At 71.1% G+C, this 14,520-nt stretch carries 15 protein-coding genes; 8 read left to right on the forward strand and 7 right to left on the reverse strand.

Annotation, left to right across the window (positions count from 1 at the left end):
- Window positions 1-29: 29 nt before the first annotated feature.
- Window positions 30-563, forward strand: a complete 534-nt coding sequence (locus AC21LY_RS04750; protein ID WP_489045169.1) for a pyridoxamine 5'-phosphate oxidase family protein — start codon at window positions 30-32, stop codon at window positions 561-563.
- 36 nt (window positions 564-599) lie between these two features.
- Window positions 600-1,286: a DUF899 domain-containing protein gene (locus tag AC21LY_RS04755; RefSeq protein WP_489045170.1), complete on the forward strand. Its 687-nt coding sequence runs from the start codon at window positions 600-602 to the stop codon at window positions 1,284-1,286.
- A 206-nt stretch (window positions 1,287-1,492) separates the two neighbouring features.
- Here the strand turns inward: AC21LY_RS04755 and AC21LY_RS04760 are convergent, their stop codons facing one another.
- Together AC21LY_RS04760 and AC21LY_RS04765 are read right to left on the reverse strand one after the other, a co-directional pair.
- Window positions 1,493-3,064: a hypothetical protein gene (locus AC21LY_RS04760; protein ID WP_489045171.1), complete on the reverse strand. Its 1,572-nt coding sequence runs from the start codon at window positions 3,062-3,064 to the stop codon at window positions 1,493-1,495.
- Window positions 3,061-3,966: an ABC transporter ATP-binding protein gene (locus tag AC21LY_RS04765; protein WP_489045172.1), complete on the reverse strand. Its 906-nt coding sequence runs from the start codon at window positions 3,964-3,966 to the stop codon at window positions 3,061-3,063. Before AC21LY_RS04765 ends, AC21LY_RS04760 begins: the two co-directional genes overlap by 4 nt.
- A gap of 80 nt (window positions 3,967-4,046) precedes the next feature.
- Between AC21LY_RS04765 and AC21LY_RS04770 the strand changes: the two genes are divergently transcribed.
- Window positions 4,047-4,673 (forward strand): TetR/AcrR family transcriptional regulator, encoded by a 627-nt coding sequence (locus AC21LY_RS04770; protein WP_489045173.1) that lies wholly within the window; start codon window positions 4,047-4,049, stop codon window positions 4,671-4,673.
- On the opposite strand, the gene AC21LY_RS04775 is transcribed toward AC21LY_RS04770, so the two are convergent.
- The 5 genes from AC21LY_RS04775 to AC21LY_RS04795 form a co-directional block, all read right to left on the reverse strand.
- Window positions 4,654-6,327, reverse strand: a complete 1,674-nt coding sequence (locus AC21LY_RS04775; RefSeq protein WP_489045174.1) for a hypothetical protein — start codon at window positions 6,325-6,327, stop codon at window positions 4,654-4,656. The genes AC21LY_RS04770 and AC21LY_RS04775 overlap by 20 nt on opposite strands.
- 60 nt (window positions 6,328-6,387) lie before the next feature.
- The gene (locus AC21LY_RS04780) at window positions 6,388-7,515 is read right to left on the reverse strand and encodes an HNH endonuclease (protein ID WP_489045176.1); all 1,128 of its coding nucleotides are present in this window, start codon (window positions 7,513-7,515) and stop codon (window positions 6,388-6,390) included.
- Between the two features lie 401 nt (window positions 7,516-7,916).
- Window positions 7,917-8,219: a hypothetical protein gene (locus AC21LY_RS04785; RefSeq protein WP_489045177.1), complete on the reverse strand. Its 303-nt coding sequence runs from the start codon at window positions 8,217-8,219 to the stop codon at window positions 7,917-7,919.
- 144 nt (window positions 8,220-8,363) lie between these two features.
- Complete coding sequence (locus tag AC21LY_RS04790; protein WP_489045178.1) at window positions 8,364-9,002, reverse strand: heme-binding beta-barrel domain-containing protein; 639 nt, start codon at window positions 9,000-9,002, stop codon at window positions 8,364-8,366.
- 115 nt (window positions 9,003-9,117) lie between these two features.
- Window positions 9,118-10,137 carry a LacI family DNA-binding transcriptional regulator gene (locus AC21LY_RS04795; RefSeq protein ID WP_489045179.1) on the reverse strand — a complete coding sequence of 340 codons (1,020 nt, stop codon included), beginning with the start codon at window positions 10,135-10,137 and terminating at the stop codon, window positions 9,118-9,120.
- A gap of 132 nt (window positions 10,138-10,269) precedes the next feature.
- Here AC21LY_RS04795 and AC21LY_RS04800 point away from each other — a divergent pair, with 132 nt between their 5' ends.
- Genes AC21LY_RS04800 through AC21LY_RS04820 form a run of 5 tightly spaced genes read left to right on the forward strand, consistent with a single transcriptional unit; the run spans window position 10,270 to window position 14,446 of the window.
- Entirely contained in the window at window positions 10,270-11,277 is a 1,008-nt protein-coding gene (locus AC21LY_RS04800) for a substrate-binding domain-containing protein (protein ID WP_489045180.1), read from the forward strand.
- Complete coding sequence (locus AC21LY_RS04805) at window positions 11,244-12,227, forward strand: ABC transporter permease (RefSeq protein WP_489045181.1); 984 nt, start codon at window positions 11,244-11,246, stop codon at window positions 12,225-12,227. Before AC21LY_RS04800 ends, AC21LY_RS04805 begins: the two co-directional genes overlap by 34 nt.
- Window positions 12,224-13,006, forward strand: coding sequence for an ATP-binding cassette domain-containing protein (locus tag AC21LY_RS04810; protein ID WP_489045182.1), 783 nt, complete (start codon window positions 12,224-12,226; stop codon window positions 13,004-13,006). Before AC21LY_RS04805 ends, AC21LY_RS04810 begins: the two co-directional genes overlap by 4 nt.
- Entirely contained in the window at window positions 12,996-13,832 is an 837-nt protein-coding gene (locus AC21LY_RS04815; RefSeq protein ID WP_489045183.1) for a PfkB family carbohydrate kinase, read from the forward strand. Before AC21LY_RS04810 ends, AC21LY_RS04815 begins: the two co-directional genes overlap by 11 nt.
- Complete coding sequence (locus AC21LY_RS04820) at window positions 13,829-14,446, forward strand: nucleoside/nucleotide kinase family protein (protein ID WP_489045184.1); 618 nt, start codon at window positions 13,829-13,831, stop codon at window positions 14,444-14,446. Before AC21LY_RS04815 ends, AC21LY_RS04820 begins: the two co-directional genes overlap by 4 nt.
- The last annotated feature ends 74 nt before the right edge of the window (window positions 14,447-14,520 follow it).

Raw genomic sequence — 14,520 nt, forward strand, 5'->3', positions numbered from 1 at the left:
TACGGCGTGAACATCGCAGAGGAGTCGCCATGACCACGAGTACGACGCCCGAACCCGTCCTGCATCCGGGGTTCAGCAGCCCGGGCGCCGTCGCCACGTCGTGGGCCGACGTCGTGGCGGTGCTCGACGGCGCCGAGATGTTCTGGCTCAGCACGGTCCGCGGCGACGGCAGCCCGCACGTGTGCCCGTTGCCGGCCATGTGGCTCGAGGACCGCCTGTACTTCGTGACGGGGTGGGCGGAGCAGAAGACGCGGAACCTGGTGCGCGATCCGCGCTGCGTCCTCACGACGGGGAACAACGCCTACCGGACGGGGCTGGACGTCACCGTCGAGGGGCGGGTCGAGCGGTGCGCGGACCGTGCCACGCTCGAGATCCTCGCCCGGATGTGGCGGACCCGACTGGACTGGCCCTACGACGTCGACGACGAGGGCTTCCGGCACCACGTGGAGGGGCGGGCCCCGAACCCCGATGAGGAGTCTCTGCCCGTCTTCGGTGTCCGCCCGACGAAGATCCTGGCCTTCGCCCGCGGAGAGCACTTCGCGCAGACCCGCTTCCGGCCCTGACCGCCGAAACAGTCCACCCCTGGAGAGGAAGACATCATGACCGCTATTCCGACCGTCGTCGACAGCGAGACCTGGCAGCAGCAGATCGACGAACTGCGCGCCCGTGAGAAGGCCGCCACGCGCGAGCTGGACGCGATCGCCGCCCAGCGCCGCCGGCTGCCCGCGGTGCGGCTGCCCGAGTACCGGCTGACCGCCGAGGACGGCTCCGAGGTGACCCTCGCCGATGTCTTCGACGGCAAGAGCCAGCTCATCACGTACCACCACATGTGGACCGACGGCAACGAGTGGCAGTGCCCCGGCTGCACCGGCAGTACCGCGCACCTGTCCCGGCTCGACTTCCTCGAGAACTGGGACGCCCGGATGGTCGTGATCACCAACGGCCCGATGGATGAGGTGCTCGCCTACAAGAAGCGCGTCGGGAACACGATGACCTGGTACTCCAGTGCCGGATCGAGCTTCGGCGCCGATATGGGCGCCGGCCCGGGGGAGGGTTTCGCCTACAACACCTTCGTCCGCGACGGGGACACCGTCTACCGCCAGTGGCACACCACCGCCCGCGGCGCCGAGCAGCTCTCGTACACCTTCGCGCTGCTCGACGTGCTGCCCTACGGCAGGCAGGAGCAGTGGCAGGACGTGCCCGACGGGTGGCCGCAGGGACCCACCTACTCGCGCTGGGCGTCGTCGAAGCAGGTGGCCGACTGGTACGGAGGGAATGCCTCCTGACCTGTGTGTTCACCCTCCGATTAATTCCGTTGCCGACGGTGCCGCGCGGGCGTAGCGTCGAGGACGTCAACGGAAAGGAGGTGGTCCAGGAAATGGTGAATTTCAGGACTGAGGAGGTGGCCGCCGCCTGACGGCGGTCGCCCACCTGGAATGACGGCAGGCCCCGGGAGCGCGTGATGTTCACGCCCCCGGGGCCTGTTGCGTCATCAGCCCGCGGCGATGTCGCGCCGTTGCGCGAGCGCGCCTGCGGCACCCGCGAGGAGCGCCGTCGCGCCGGCCAGCACGACGGTGGCCGGGACGCTCGCCGTGTCGATCGGCAGCGTGCCGACCGCGTGCAGCGGCGACAGGTCGCGGGCCCAGCCGGGCAGGCGCAGCGTCTCCGCGAGCACCCCCACCACCGCGGCCCACGCGACCACCAGCCAGCCGACCGCGAGCGGGCGCGCCGTCGCGACCCGGGCCAGCAGCCCCGCCGCGACGATGAATCCGACCGGGACCAGGTAGCCGATGCCCGCGCCGAGCGAGACGCCGATGTCGGCGCTCGAGCCGGTCGCCGCGGCGGTGGACAGGCCGAGCGCCGCGCAGCCGGCCAGGAGCACCGTCGCCGCGACGAGCAGGGCGGCGCCCGCCCAGATGAGCCACCACGTGCGCGCGCCGACCCGGGTGGATGCCACCAGCCCGAGGCGACCCGCCGACTCCTCCTGCGCGAACCGGCCGAGCACCTGCAGGCCCGCTGCCGCGGCGCACAGCGCCACGAGCAGGGTCGCGATGCTGCCGACGAGGTCCGTCGCGCGGGTCACACCCATCACCTCGAGCAGCATCGGGTTCGCCTCGACCAGTTCGGTGACCTCGGTGGACAGCACCCCGAACACCGCGGCGAGGAGTGCCGCGAGCAGCACCCATCCGAGGGCCGTGCCGCGCACGAGCCGGGCCGCGAGGCCGGCCGGGTGCGGCAGCCGCGCGTTCGCCCGGGCCGGGCCGGGCCGGGGCGCGACCACCCCGGCTCCCAGGTCCCGACGGTGCGCCACCGTCACCGCTGCGGCGGTCAGCGCGGAGGCGAGGACGGCGAGGCCGAGGAGCGGGAGGAGGTGGGGCGTACCGTCGAACGGGCGGATCTCCGCCGGCCAGCCCAGCGGGCTCAGCCACACGGCGGCCAGATGCCGGCCGTCGACCACCGCGCGGGTGAGGAACGCCGCCAGCAGCACGGCCAGCGAGATCGACCACGCCGTGCGGGCCGACTGCGCGAGCTGCCCCGCGAGCAGCCCGACTCCCGCGAAGACCGCCATGAGGAGCGCGACCCCCGCGCCGTACCAGGCGCCGCCCGCGGCCCCGCCGGCCGACGCCATGGCCGCGCCGGCGAGCAGTCCGGAGGCCAGGCAGGCCCCGCCCACCGCGACGCAGGCCGAGAACAGCGGCGCCAGGGGCGCGATCCGGGTGGCGGTGATGAGCTCGGTGAGGCCGCCCTCCTCCTCGCGGCGGGTGTGCCGGATCGCGAGCGCGATGCCGCAGACCGCGATGAGGATCTGGCCCGTGAGCCCTACCTCGAGCGCCGCGATCCCGCCGATCGTGTCCAGGTCGTAGCCGCGGCCGTTGAGCGCGGCGCCGGAGGCGGAGTCGCCGATCGAGGTGGCGTAGCCGGCCCGGTCCGCAGGGTCCGAGTAGAGGCTCGTGATGCTCGCGGCCGTGACCGCGACCAGGGCGCCGATGGCCGCGGGAGCGCCGATCAGCCCGAACCGGCCGGTGCGGAACCGTAGTCGCGTGAGGGCGCCGACGCCGCTCATCGTTCTTCTCCGTAGTGCGCGAGGAACAGCTGCTCCAGGCTGGGCGGGTGCACGGACAGCTCGGACGGGTCGGCGGAGGCCACCGTCGCGACGACCTTGGCGAAGCCGTCGTGCGAGGCCGTGAGCGTCGTGCGGACGCCGGCGGTCGTGAGCGTCTCGGAGAGGTCGGCGACGCCGGGGAGGTCGGCGAGGCCCGGGAGGGTGTCGCGCGTGACCGCTTCGACGGTGGTCCGCGTACCGGAGCGCAGCTCGGCGAGCGTGCCCGTGGACACCGTCGTGCCGGCGCGGACGATGGTGACGCGATGGCAGAGGGCGTCGACCTCGTCGAGGATGTGGCTGCTGAGCAGCACCGTGCGGCCCTCGGCGTTGCGCTCACGGACCGCGTCCTGGAACCGCGCCTCCATGAGCGGGTCGAGGCCGGACGTGGGCTCGTCGAGGACGTAGAGGTCCGCGTCGCAGGCCAGCGCCGCGACGAGTGCCACCTTCTGCCGGTTGCCCTTCGAGTAGGTGCGGGCGCGCTTGGTGGGGTCGAGCTCGAAGCGTTCGATCAGGTCGTCGCGGCGGCGCGGGTCGAGGTGGCCCTGGAGGCCGCCGAGCACGTCGATGCACTCGCCGCCGCTGAGGCCCGGCCAGAGCGAGACGTCTCCCGGCACGTACGCGAGCCGGTCGTGGACCGCCGCCGCGTCGGTGCGCGGGTCGAGGCCGAAGACCTCCGCCTCGCCACCGTCGAGCCGCAGCTGGCCGAGCAACCCGCGGATCGTGGTCGACTTCCCCGCGCCGTTCGGACCGAGGAAACCGTGCACCTCGCCCTCGCGGACCGTCAGGTCGAGCCCGTCGAGGGCGACGGCCCGGCCGAACGACTTGCGGATACCTTTCGCGTAAACTGATAGTGACTGTCTCATGACAGTGACTGTATCTAATTCGGACATGGATGGGAAGAGTGAGTCACTGCCATACTTCGGTGCGAGCGGAAGGAGGGCTCATGGATCAGCTGGCGGAACCGACGCTGCGGGAACGCAAGAAGATGGCCGCGATGGTGCACATCCAGCGGGTGGCGCTGCGGATGATCGACGAGCGCGGTTTCGACGCGGTGACGATCGAGCAGATCGCGGCGGAGGCCGAGGTCTCGCCCAGCACCGTCTACCGGTATTTCGGAACCAAGGAGGGCCTGGTCCTCACCGACGCCTTCGACGCGCGGTCGCTCGCCGGGGCGGGCTTCCTCCTGGCGCAGGGGGTGCCGCCCTGGGAGGCCGTGATGACGGCGGTCTTCGACGTCTCAGAGGAGGGGAGGGAGGAGCTGGATGCGACGGCGGCGATCCGCGCGCGTCTGTGGTTCTCGATCCCGTCCGTCCGGGCCGCCGCGTTCCTGAGGATCGACGAGGCCACCGAGACGCTGGCGAGCTCGATCGAGGAGGGCGGCGTCTACGACAGGCTTCAGTCGCGGGTGATCGCGAACTCGATCCTGTGGTCTCTCGTTGCGGCGCTGCGGAACTGGTACGAAGCGGGCGCTTCCGGCGACTGGCAGGAGCACCTCGCGTCCGCGTTCGAGACGCTCCGCCACGTTGGGCTGCCGCCCGAGCCGGGCGGGTTCATGAGGGCACCAGAGTGACGGTCTTGGTCGCGGTGAACGAGCCCCCGTTCTTCTGGGCGATGGAGATGGTCGCCGTGTACGTGCCGGCGTTGCGCAGCTCGAAGTAGGTTCCCGGGTTGTAGGAACTGCAGTTGCTGGTGGTCTTCGTCTTCGTCGTGCCGCCGCCGGTCACCGTGATGGTGCTCTCGCATCCGCCCGTGGCCTCCTTGTCGCCGGCGAAGGCCTTCCACTGGAAGTAGACCGTGGCGGGGCCGCCGCGCGGGATCCGGTACGTGTCCGGGCTGGTCCTGTCGTACGCCCACGTGTCGACCTGGGTCCGATCGATCGTGGTGGGTCCCTCTACGGCGGGCTTCGTCGTCGTCGGCGCGGTGCTCGTGAGGGCGAAATCGAGCGAGTTGTCGCCGACGACCTCGCCGATCGCGCCGGTCACGCCGGCGGCGAGCTGGCTGGGTAGGTCGCCGGTGAGCGCGAAGACCACACCGAGAGTGCTGTACGCCTGCTTGATGATCGAGTTCTTCGCACCGGCCTCGACGGCTGCGGACGCACATCCGCCCGACGTTGACATGGCCCGGCGGAACTCGTCGAGTGTGACCTTCGTGCCGGGCTTGGCACCGGCGAAGTCCAAGGCATGCCCGAGGCACGTCGACAGGGTGGTGAGGTTCGTCCCGGATTCGAGGATGGCGGGCGCGGCCTTCACGACGCCGCCCACCGCGCGTGCGCCCGTGAACATCTCCAGGCCGGTGAGGATCGTCGCGGCATGGAGCGCGGCGGCGTCGGCCCGAAGGTGCACCGTCGCCTGAGTCACTCCCGGGGTGAAGGTGAGCCGGCCGGTTCCGCGGCCAGCGAGGAGGTCTGAGATCTTCGCACTGCCCACCGCGCTCGCCAGTCGTGCCGCGAGATTCGCAGCGTCGGGCCGGATATCGCTCGACCACGCGGCCTTGGGGGTCGACGTGACCGCGTAGAACTGCTGGGTGGCATTGGTGAAGTCGATTCCGGCGGCGCCGCCGACGTTCGTCAGGCACCCGGCCACCGGGCCGGGCGTTGTCGCCGTGAGGGTGTAGGCGGTCTCCTTGATCTTCAGCTCACTCTTCGCACGGCAGGGCGATGTCGAGTCGCCGCGGATCTGGCGGTACGCGGCGGATAGTCCGTCGGCGACCTTGCCCAGGTCGATCGCGCCGAGGCGGAAGTCACTGAGGTGGGTGATCGTCGTGGTGACGGTGCGGGTCATGGGGTCCCACGAGGCGCGGGTCAGGTCGGAGGCGCCGTCGTCGGAGGTGGATTCGACCAGCGAGATCACGGTGTCGCTGAACTTCGCGGCCAGGTCGGGCTTGCCGGCGAGGTCGAAGGTCAGGGTCATCGGTCCGGAGGGCTGGGCACCGTCATCGCCCAGACGGACCCGCACCGTCTTCGCGCCGGCCACCTGTGCCTTCGCCGCCGGGATGTCGGTGGGTGCGGCGCCGACCGTGAGTCTCGCGCCGGCGGGAGCGGCACCGTCGGGCATGGTGGCCTTGACAGTCATCCCGTCGACCTGCGCCGTGGCCGAATCGGTCGTGAACGGCGGCGCTGCCGACGTCGTGGTGGGGGTGGCGGGCGCGCTCTTTGGGACGGGCGGGGTCGCCGAGCATCCCGCGATCAGCACGAGGGCAGCCGTTATCGCGAGAGTGGGTCGCATCGATCGACCGTAGTCGGCCGGGCGCCCGGCGCGCGTCGTTCGATCAGATGAATTTCGTGGTCAGGCCGCGTGCCTCGGGGCGGTGGACCGGTGGACGTGACCGGACGGGGTGCGGGTCTCGACGGTGTGCCGACCGGACGGATCGGGCACTTCGCGGCTCTGCCAGCCGAGCCCCTCCTTCGCGTAATTGCATGCCGCGCAGAGCCCCTGGCCGTTATCGAGCTCCGTGGCACCGCCGGCGGCGTGACGACGGACGTGATCGATGTGTGCGATGGGCGCGTCGCAGTACGGGGTGCGGCAGTACTGGTCTCTCGCTGCAATCAGATCGGCGAGGCCCTGCGGGAACCGTCGGGCACGGGAGTCGAGGCCGACGACGGCGCCGGTCTCCGGGGTCACGTAGAGCCGCTTCGCCCAGGCGAGGCCGGCTTCCGTCGCCCTGCCGATGATCCTGCGCGCGATCTCAGCGGGCATCGTGCCGCCGCCGCTGAGGTGGGCGGTGCCCGGCCGGCCGCCGAGGAGAACCTCGGCGGGGACCGTCAGATTCACCATCACCGGTTGGCCGGCCACGGACTCGCGACCGGTGATTCGGGCGAAGGCCGTGTCGGCCATGAGCTGGGCGCGATTGCGGACCTCCCGGCCGACGCCGACCACGGCATCCGCCGCCTTCTTCAGGCTGGCGTAGACACCGACGGCTTGGGCGACGGGTAGCAGTAGCGAGACCCGCGCCATCCCTTCGGGGCAGGGCCGGATGGTGACGCGACGGTCCTTCTCGGCGGCGGCGAGCCGTTGGAGGGTCGCCTGCTGATCGAGCTCGTACGCGACCTTCTGCACGAGGTCCTTCAGCTGCCCCCGTCCGACTCCCTCGAGCGTGGTGGGATCGCCGCACAGTTGCTCGTCGGCCTGGCGGCGCAGGTCCGCGTCCAGGTGCGAGAGGCCGTGGACGATCACGGGAAGAGCTTCGGGGGACAGCTCTCCCGCACGGAGCCGCTCCCTGGCGCGCGGAAGATTGGTGTGCAGTTCGCGGGCCAGGGAGAGCAGGGACTTCGCTCGCGACACCGACATTCGCAGCGCCAGCGCGATCTCCGCTGCGATGCCGATCTCCCACCTGTCCTGTGAGACCCCGGCGGCGATCCGTTCGGTGACCCGCTCCCGCAGTAGTTCGACCGCGAGCTCGTATTCTTCGAACACGATGCGACAGCGCGCGCGTTCTATCGAACCGAGGCGATCGACCACGGAGGGACCAGGAGGCGCGAACACCTCGTCATTTATGCTGGTTGTCGATGAACTATCCATGCCCTCATCGTACGAGGGGTGACTGACAAGTTTTCGATGCAGCCATCTTCGATCGAATATCGACCGTGTAGCCGGATCAGTGCGAGTTGAGGAAGATCCCAGCACCCCGCCCAGCACGCCGAAGCACAGGGCGAGGATCGCCATCGTGTTCGTCGAGGCGCTCGCGGGCGGCGCGGCCTGGCTCCCGTACACGGGCTCGCCGGTTGCTGTGTGTCCGAGCAGGACGGGCCGGACGCGGCGGTGACGGCAGTGGGTGTCGTTCGGGGGCGTTTACGCGCTCGGTCGATGGCCACGACTCAGGCGAGAGCGCACGCTGCGGCCATCGACAGGGTGAGCGCAGCAAGGTCGCCCGCATAGTGGGCGCCGGTCGAGAGCCATTGCGCGATGTGGACGATCACGAGGGGGATGAGGAGGACGAATGTGATCGGATCTCGCGGCCGCACGAGGAGCCAACCAGCCAATGCGAGCGCAGCGGACGACAGGATGACCGAGACGCCGCCGGTCGTGGGCGTCTGTATCGTCGGCCCCGTCATCGACTGGTACCGGCCGTAGCCGTAGTCGAGGACGGCGAGGGGGACTGCGGCGAGGATCAGCGCCACATCGACGATCATCGGTGTGGCGGCGTGCGGCCGAGCCTACCGGGAGGGGGTAGCGGAGGCCACCGGCGACACTAACGACGGCTCACGTGCGCTCGCGTGGTCCGTTCAGATGAATCTCACGCCCACCGGCGGGGGCGGAGAGATTCAGCCGGCGTAGCGGTTGAGCTTGGCGCTCAGGCGGGGGATGAGGGCACCGTCGGCATCGACGCGCTCCTCGACGTAGGCCAGCGCGCCACCCTGCTCGACGAGGCCGTACAGGCGCTTCGCGGCGCCGGCCAGGGGGGAGGTCTTGGAGCGGATCACCACGTCGGCTTCGAGCTCCCACGCGGTCTGCGAGACGGGCTTGCCGTAGTAGAGCTCGACGATGCCGCTGGCGTGGGTGAGGACGAACTCGATCTCGTCGTCCTCGCCGATCCGCCAGAAACCGGCCTCCCGGAGGTCGGGCTCGGAGAACTCGCCCTCGCTGTCGAGCTTCCACGACCGCGATTCCCAGGAGAGGAAGTTCTGGCCGTCGTGACTCACCACGATCTGCTGACCGAAGTGGTAGTCGCCCGACTCGTCGTGGCCTTCGCCCTCGCCGCGCCACACGCCGACGAGCGGGAGCAGGCCGAGGAGGCCGGGGTGCAGGTCGGGGCCCTGCCGCAGGTTGGCCGTGTCGTCGGCCAGCGGAAGCCCGGGAAGGTTCGAGATGTTGCGCGACGACGTGGTCTCGGCACGCTCGATCGCGGCGTCGAGGGCTTCCTGACCGGCGCCGGCGGATGCGGGCGTTGCCTCGTCGCTCATCGGCGGACTACTGGCCGTCGGTGAGGACGCGGTACATCACGAAGATCGCGAACCCGAAGATCGCGACCGACGCCACCGCCATGAGGATCTCGAAGAAGATGACCATGACCCGATACTAGACCCCACTCTCGGCGCCGTCGCAACCGCACGAGTCCCGATGGTGGAAGGCGGTGGGGAGCCGCTGGACGCGCGGCGGACCGTCGAACCCGTCGATCCGTTCGACGAGCATGTCGACGGCCCGCCGCCCCATCGTCTCCACGTCCTGCGCGGCCGCCGTCAAGCGTGGGGAGAACAGGTCGGACCACTCGAAGTCGTCGTAGCAGACGAGCGCGACGTCCTCCGGTATCCGCAGGTCCAGCTCACGCAGGGCCCGCATCGTGCCCACCGTCATCGCGTTGTTGAGCACCACGAGCGCGGTGGGGTGCGGACGGCGGCCGCGGAACATCGCGAGGGTCTGGGCGTAGGCCTGCTCGACGGTCGAGTCCCCGCAGCGCAGGTGTTTGGGCGGGACCCGCAGTCCCGCGGCGGCCATCGTCGCGACGAAGGCGTCGGCGCGCTCGGCCGTGGACTGGATGCCCCGGTGCCCGGTGAGCGCCCCGATGTGCCGGTGCCCGAGGTCGATCAGGTGCGAGGTCATCTGCGTCACGGGCTCCGTCCCCTCCGATGCCAGCTGGTCGACCGGGGCGGGCGAGAGCCGGTCGATGAGCACCAGCGGGGTGCCGGCGCGGCCGATCGCGGGGATCGTCGTCTTCTCCGCGCGCGGCGCGGGAGCGAGGATCACCCCGTCGGCCCGGCGGTCCAGCAGCGATCCGACGAGGGAGGCCTCGACCTCCGAATCGTCGTGCGAATCGCCCATCATCAGCGCGTAGCCGAGCTCCGCGGCGCGGGACTCGATCGCCCGCACGAGCGGGGTGAAATAGGGGTTCTGCCAGGCCGAGATGCTGAGCGCGAGCACGCCGGACCGGGAGGTGGCCAGCGCCGCGGCGAGGGCGTTGCGCCGGTATCCGGTGCTCTCGATCGCGGAGAGCACCGCGTCCCGCGTGCGCGGATCCACGCGCCGGGTCTGGTTGACCACGTGGGACACGGTGGTGATCGACACGCCGGCGGCGGCGGCGACATCGGCCATGGTTCCCATCGCATGATTGTGCGCTTCGCCCGAATTCCGCGCAAGCGGTTGCGCAAACCCTTGCGCGGGTTTCAGCTGGAGGTATACCGTCGTCATCCATCGCACCGCTGTGATGCGAGACACACTGGAACGGAGTCCTTCATGATCACTCGGAAGAGCCTGCGTGTGGCAGCCGCCTGCTGCGCGCTCACCGTCGGCCTCACGTCCGTCGCCGCGTGCAACCGCGACGGCGGCTCGTCGTCGTCGGGGGTGAAGGTCGGCCTGATCACCAAGACGGAGACCAACCCGTTCTTCGTGAAGATCCGCGAGGCCGCCAAGAAGCAGGCCGAGGCCAAGGGCGCCAGCCTCGTCGCGCTGGCCGGCAAGTTCGACGGTGACAACGAGGGCCAGGTGGCCGCGATCGAGAACCTGGTCAGCCAGGGCGTCAAGGGCATCCTGATCACCCCCAATTCGTCGAGCGGCATCCTCGCGGCGATCAAGAAGGTGCGGGACGCGGGCGTGGTCGTCATCGCGCTCGACACGGCCACGGACCCCGAGAACGCCGTCGACGCGACCTTCGCCACCGATAACAAGGAGGCCGGGCGGCTGCAGGGCGCCTGGGTGAAGGGTGCGCTCGCCGGGAGGACGCCGAAGCTGCTGATGCTCGACGGGACGCCCGGCGGCACCGTCGACACCTTCCGGCACCAGGGCTTCCTCGAGGGCATCGGCCTGCCGGAGAACAGCCCCGACATCGCCGGCAAGGAGAACACGAACGGCGACCAGACCAAGGCGCAGACGGCGATGGAGAACCTGCTCCAGCGCGTGCCGGACGCCAACTCGCTGTACACGATCAACGAGCCCGCGGCCGCCGGCGGCTACGAGGCGGCGAAGAAGGCGGGCAAGGCCGGGCAGATCATCATCGGCTCGATCGACGGCAGCTGCACCGGCATCGCCAACGTCAAGAAGGGCATGATCGGCGCCACGGTGCTGCAGTTCCCGTCGAAGATGGCCGAGCAGGGCGTCGATGCGGTGGTCGCTTACGCCAAGGACGGCACGAAGCCGTCGGGCTTCCACAACACCGGCTCGCAGCTCGTGACCGACAAGCCCGTCGCCGGCGTGGAGTCGAAGGACACGGCGTGGGGGGCGCAGAACTGCTGGGGCCAGGCGTGAATGCGCTGACCCTGCAGCGGCTCCTGCGCGAGCCGCTCGCGGGGCCGCTCGCCGCGCTGATCGTCGCGTGCGTGGTCTTCTTCATCCTCACGCCGCAGTTCGCGACGGGCTACAACGTCTCGCTGATCCTGCAGCAGTCGATGGTGATCGGCATCCTCGCGGTCGCGCAGTCGCTGATCATCCTCACCGCGGGCATCGACCTGTCGATCGGCGCGACGTGCGTGCTCGGCACCGTCGTCCTCGCGAAGGTGGCGGGGAGCGGCCCCGTCCTGGCCATGGTCGTCGCGCTGGGCGTGTGCATGCTGATCGGCGTCGTGAACGGTGCGCTGGTGACGATGCTCAAGCTGCCGCCGTTCATCGTGACGCTCGGCATGTTCACCATCGTCGCGGCGGCCACGCAGCTGTACGCGGGGTCGCAGACGTACCGGGTGTCCGAGGGGCCGCTGACCCCCCTCGGCACATCCTTCGACGTCGCCGGGTTCCCGCTCACGCTGGGGCTGCTGGTGCTGCTGGTCGTGTACGGGGTCGCCTGGTACGTGCTCAATCGCACGGCCACGGGGCGGCACGTGTACGCGGTGGGCGGCAATCCCGTGTCGGCGTCGCTGGCGGGCATCAAGACGTCGAAGACGATCTTCGGGGTGTACCTCGCGTCCGGCGTCATCGCGGCGATCGCCGCGTGGGCCGCGCTCGGGCGCATCCCCACCGCCGACCCGAACGCCTTCCAGACGGCGAACCTCGACACCATCACCGCCGTCGTGATCGGCGGCACGAGCCTGTTCGGCGGCCGCGGATCGGTGCTCGGGACGCTGGTCGGCGCGCTCATCGTCGGGGTGCTGCGCAACGGCCTCACCCTGGTCGGGATCGACAACCTGTACCAGAACATCGCGACCGGCGTCCTCGTGATCGCCGCCGTCGCGCTGGATCAGATCTCCCGCAGGAGGCTGCAATGAGCACGCCGGTTCTCCAGGCGAAGGGCCTGGTCAAGAGGTACGGGCAGGTCCAGGCCATCGCGGGCGCCGACTTCGAGCTCCGCGCCGGTGAGGTGCTCGCCGTCATCGGCGACAACGGGGCCGGCAAGTCCAGCCTGATCAAGGCGCTGTCGGGCGCGGTGGTCCCGAACGAGGGCGAGATCCTGCTCGACGGTGCCCCGGTCCACTTCAAGAGCACGCTCGACGCCCGCAACGCCGGTATCGAGACCGTCTACCAGGACCTCGCGGTGATCCCCGCGCTGGACATCGCCGCGAACGTCTACCTGGGCCGGGAGCTGCGCAAGCCCGGCGTGCTCGGTTCGGTCTTCCGCCAGCTGGACCGCAAGGCGATGCGCGACGCGGCGGCGGGTCACCTCGCGGATCTCAAGATCGGCATCAAGTCGCCGACGCAGGCCGTCGAGACGCTCTCGGGCGGCCAGCGGCAGGGCGTCGCCGTGGTCCGGGCCGCCGCCTTCGGCAAGAAGGTGATCATCATGGACGAGCCGACCGCCGCCCTCGGTGTCCGGGAATCGGGGCAGGTCATCGACCTGATCCGGCAGATCCGCGACCGCGGCACCCCCGTGATCCTGATCAGCCACGACATGCCGCACGTCTTCGAAGTCGCCGACCGGATTCACGTGCACCGGCTGGGCCGGCGCGCCGCCGTCGTCGACCCGAAGCAGCGCACGATGTCCGAGGTCGTCGCGCTGATGACCGGCGCGCTCGAGCCGACCGCCGAGGAGGCCGCGGGTGGGCCGTAAGCCTTCCGGGCTGTTCGTGGGGCTCGCCACCGTCGACGTGATCTCCCGCGTCGCCGAGCTCCCGCCCCGCAACGGCAAGGTCACCGCTACCCGGCAGGACGTCGCCGGCGGCGGCCCCGCGCTCAACGCCGCCGCGACCTTCGCCGCGCTCGGCGGGCACGCGGTCCTCGCGGCCCCCGTCGGCGACGGTGCCCTGGGCCGGCTCGTGGCCGACGACCTCGGCCGCTGCGGGGTGTCGCTCGTCGACCTGGCGCCGCAGGGCTTCGGGCCGCCGGTCTCGGCGGTCACCGTGCACGCCCCGACGGGGGAGCGGCAGGTCGTCTCGTTCGACGGGACCGGCTATCCGCAGGAGGTGCCGCCGATCGACGCCGAGGGCTTCGACGTGGTGCTGCTCGACGGTCACGGTCCGGCGGCGGCGCGGTCCGCGGCGGACGGCGCCGCCCGCGCCGGGGTGCCCGTGGTGCTCGACGCCGGGCGCTGGCGGCCCGTCTTCGCGGAACTGCTGCCGCTCGCCGCCCACGCGATCTGCTCCGCGGATTTCGTCGTTCCCGAAGACGTCGCGCTGCCGTCCGTCTGGGCCGTCTCCGACGGTGGCGGGCCCATCCGGTACCGCGCTGGGCGGGACGAGGGCACCGTCGGCGTCCCGACGGTGCCGGTGGTCGATACGCTCGGCGCGGGCGACGTGCTGCACGGCGCGTACGCGTACTTCGTCGCCGCGGGCGTCCCCGTGCCCGAGGCGCTGCGGCGCGCGGCGGAGCTCGCCTCGGATAAATGCCGGTACCCCGGCGTGCGGGAATGGCTGGAACGAGTGAGGGGGACCGCATGACCGATTCGATCGACGCCCTGGTGGCGGCAGCGCGGGAGCTGGCCGCGCGGCCGGGCCGCGCGCTGCTCGGCATCGCCGGTTCCCCCGCGTCCGGCAAGTCGACGCTCGCCGCCGAACTCGTGGCCGCCCTCGGCGGCGACGCGGTGCTCGTCCCCATGGACGGCTTCCACCTCGACGACCCGGTCCTGCGCCGGCACGGCAGCTGGGAGCGCAAGGGGGCCATCGACACCTTCGACGGTGCCGGCTTCGCCGACCTGCTGCGCCGGCTGCGGCGCGCCGCCGGCACCGTCTACGCGCCGCGCTTCGATCGCGACCTCGAGGCGTCGATCGGCTGCGCGATCGAGGTCCCCGCGTCCGTCCCGCTGGTGGTCACCGAGGGGAACTACCTGCTCGCCGACACCGGCGCGTGGCCGGCGGCCCGCGCCGAGCTCGACGAGGTCTGGTTCCTGCGCATCGATCCCGCGCTGCGCCGGGAGCGGCTGATCGAGCGGCACATGCGGTTCGGGCGCACCCCGGACGAGGCCCGCGAGCGGGCGCTCGGCACCGACGAGACCAACGCCCGGCTCATCGAGGCCACCGCCCTCCGGGCGGACCGCATCGTCGAGCCGGCGTGAACGGGCAGTAGCTCCGGGCCCCCGCCGCCGTGGCCTTCGGGATAAGGCCGTGGCCTTCGGGATAAGGAGGCCCG

The sequence above is a fragment of the Tsukamurella sp. II2bb genome, assembly GCF_057815145.1.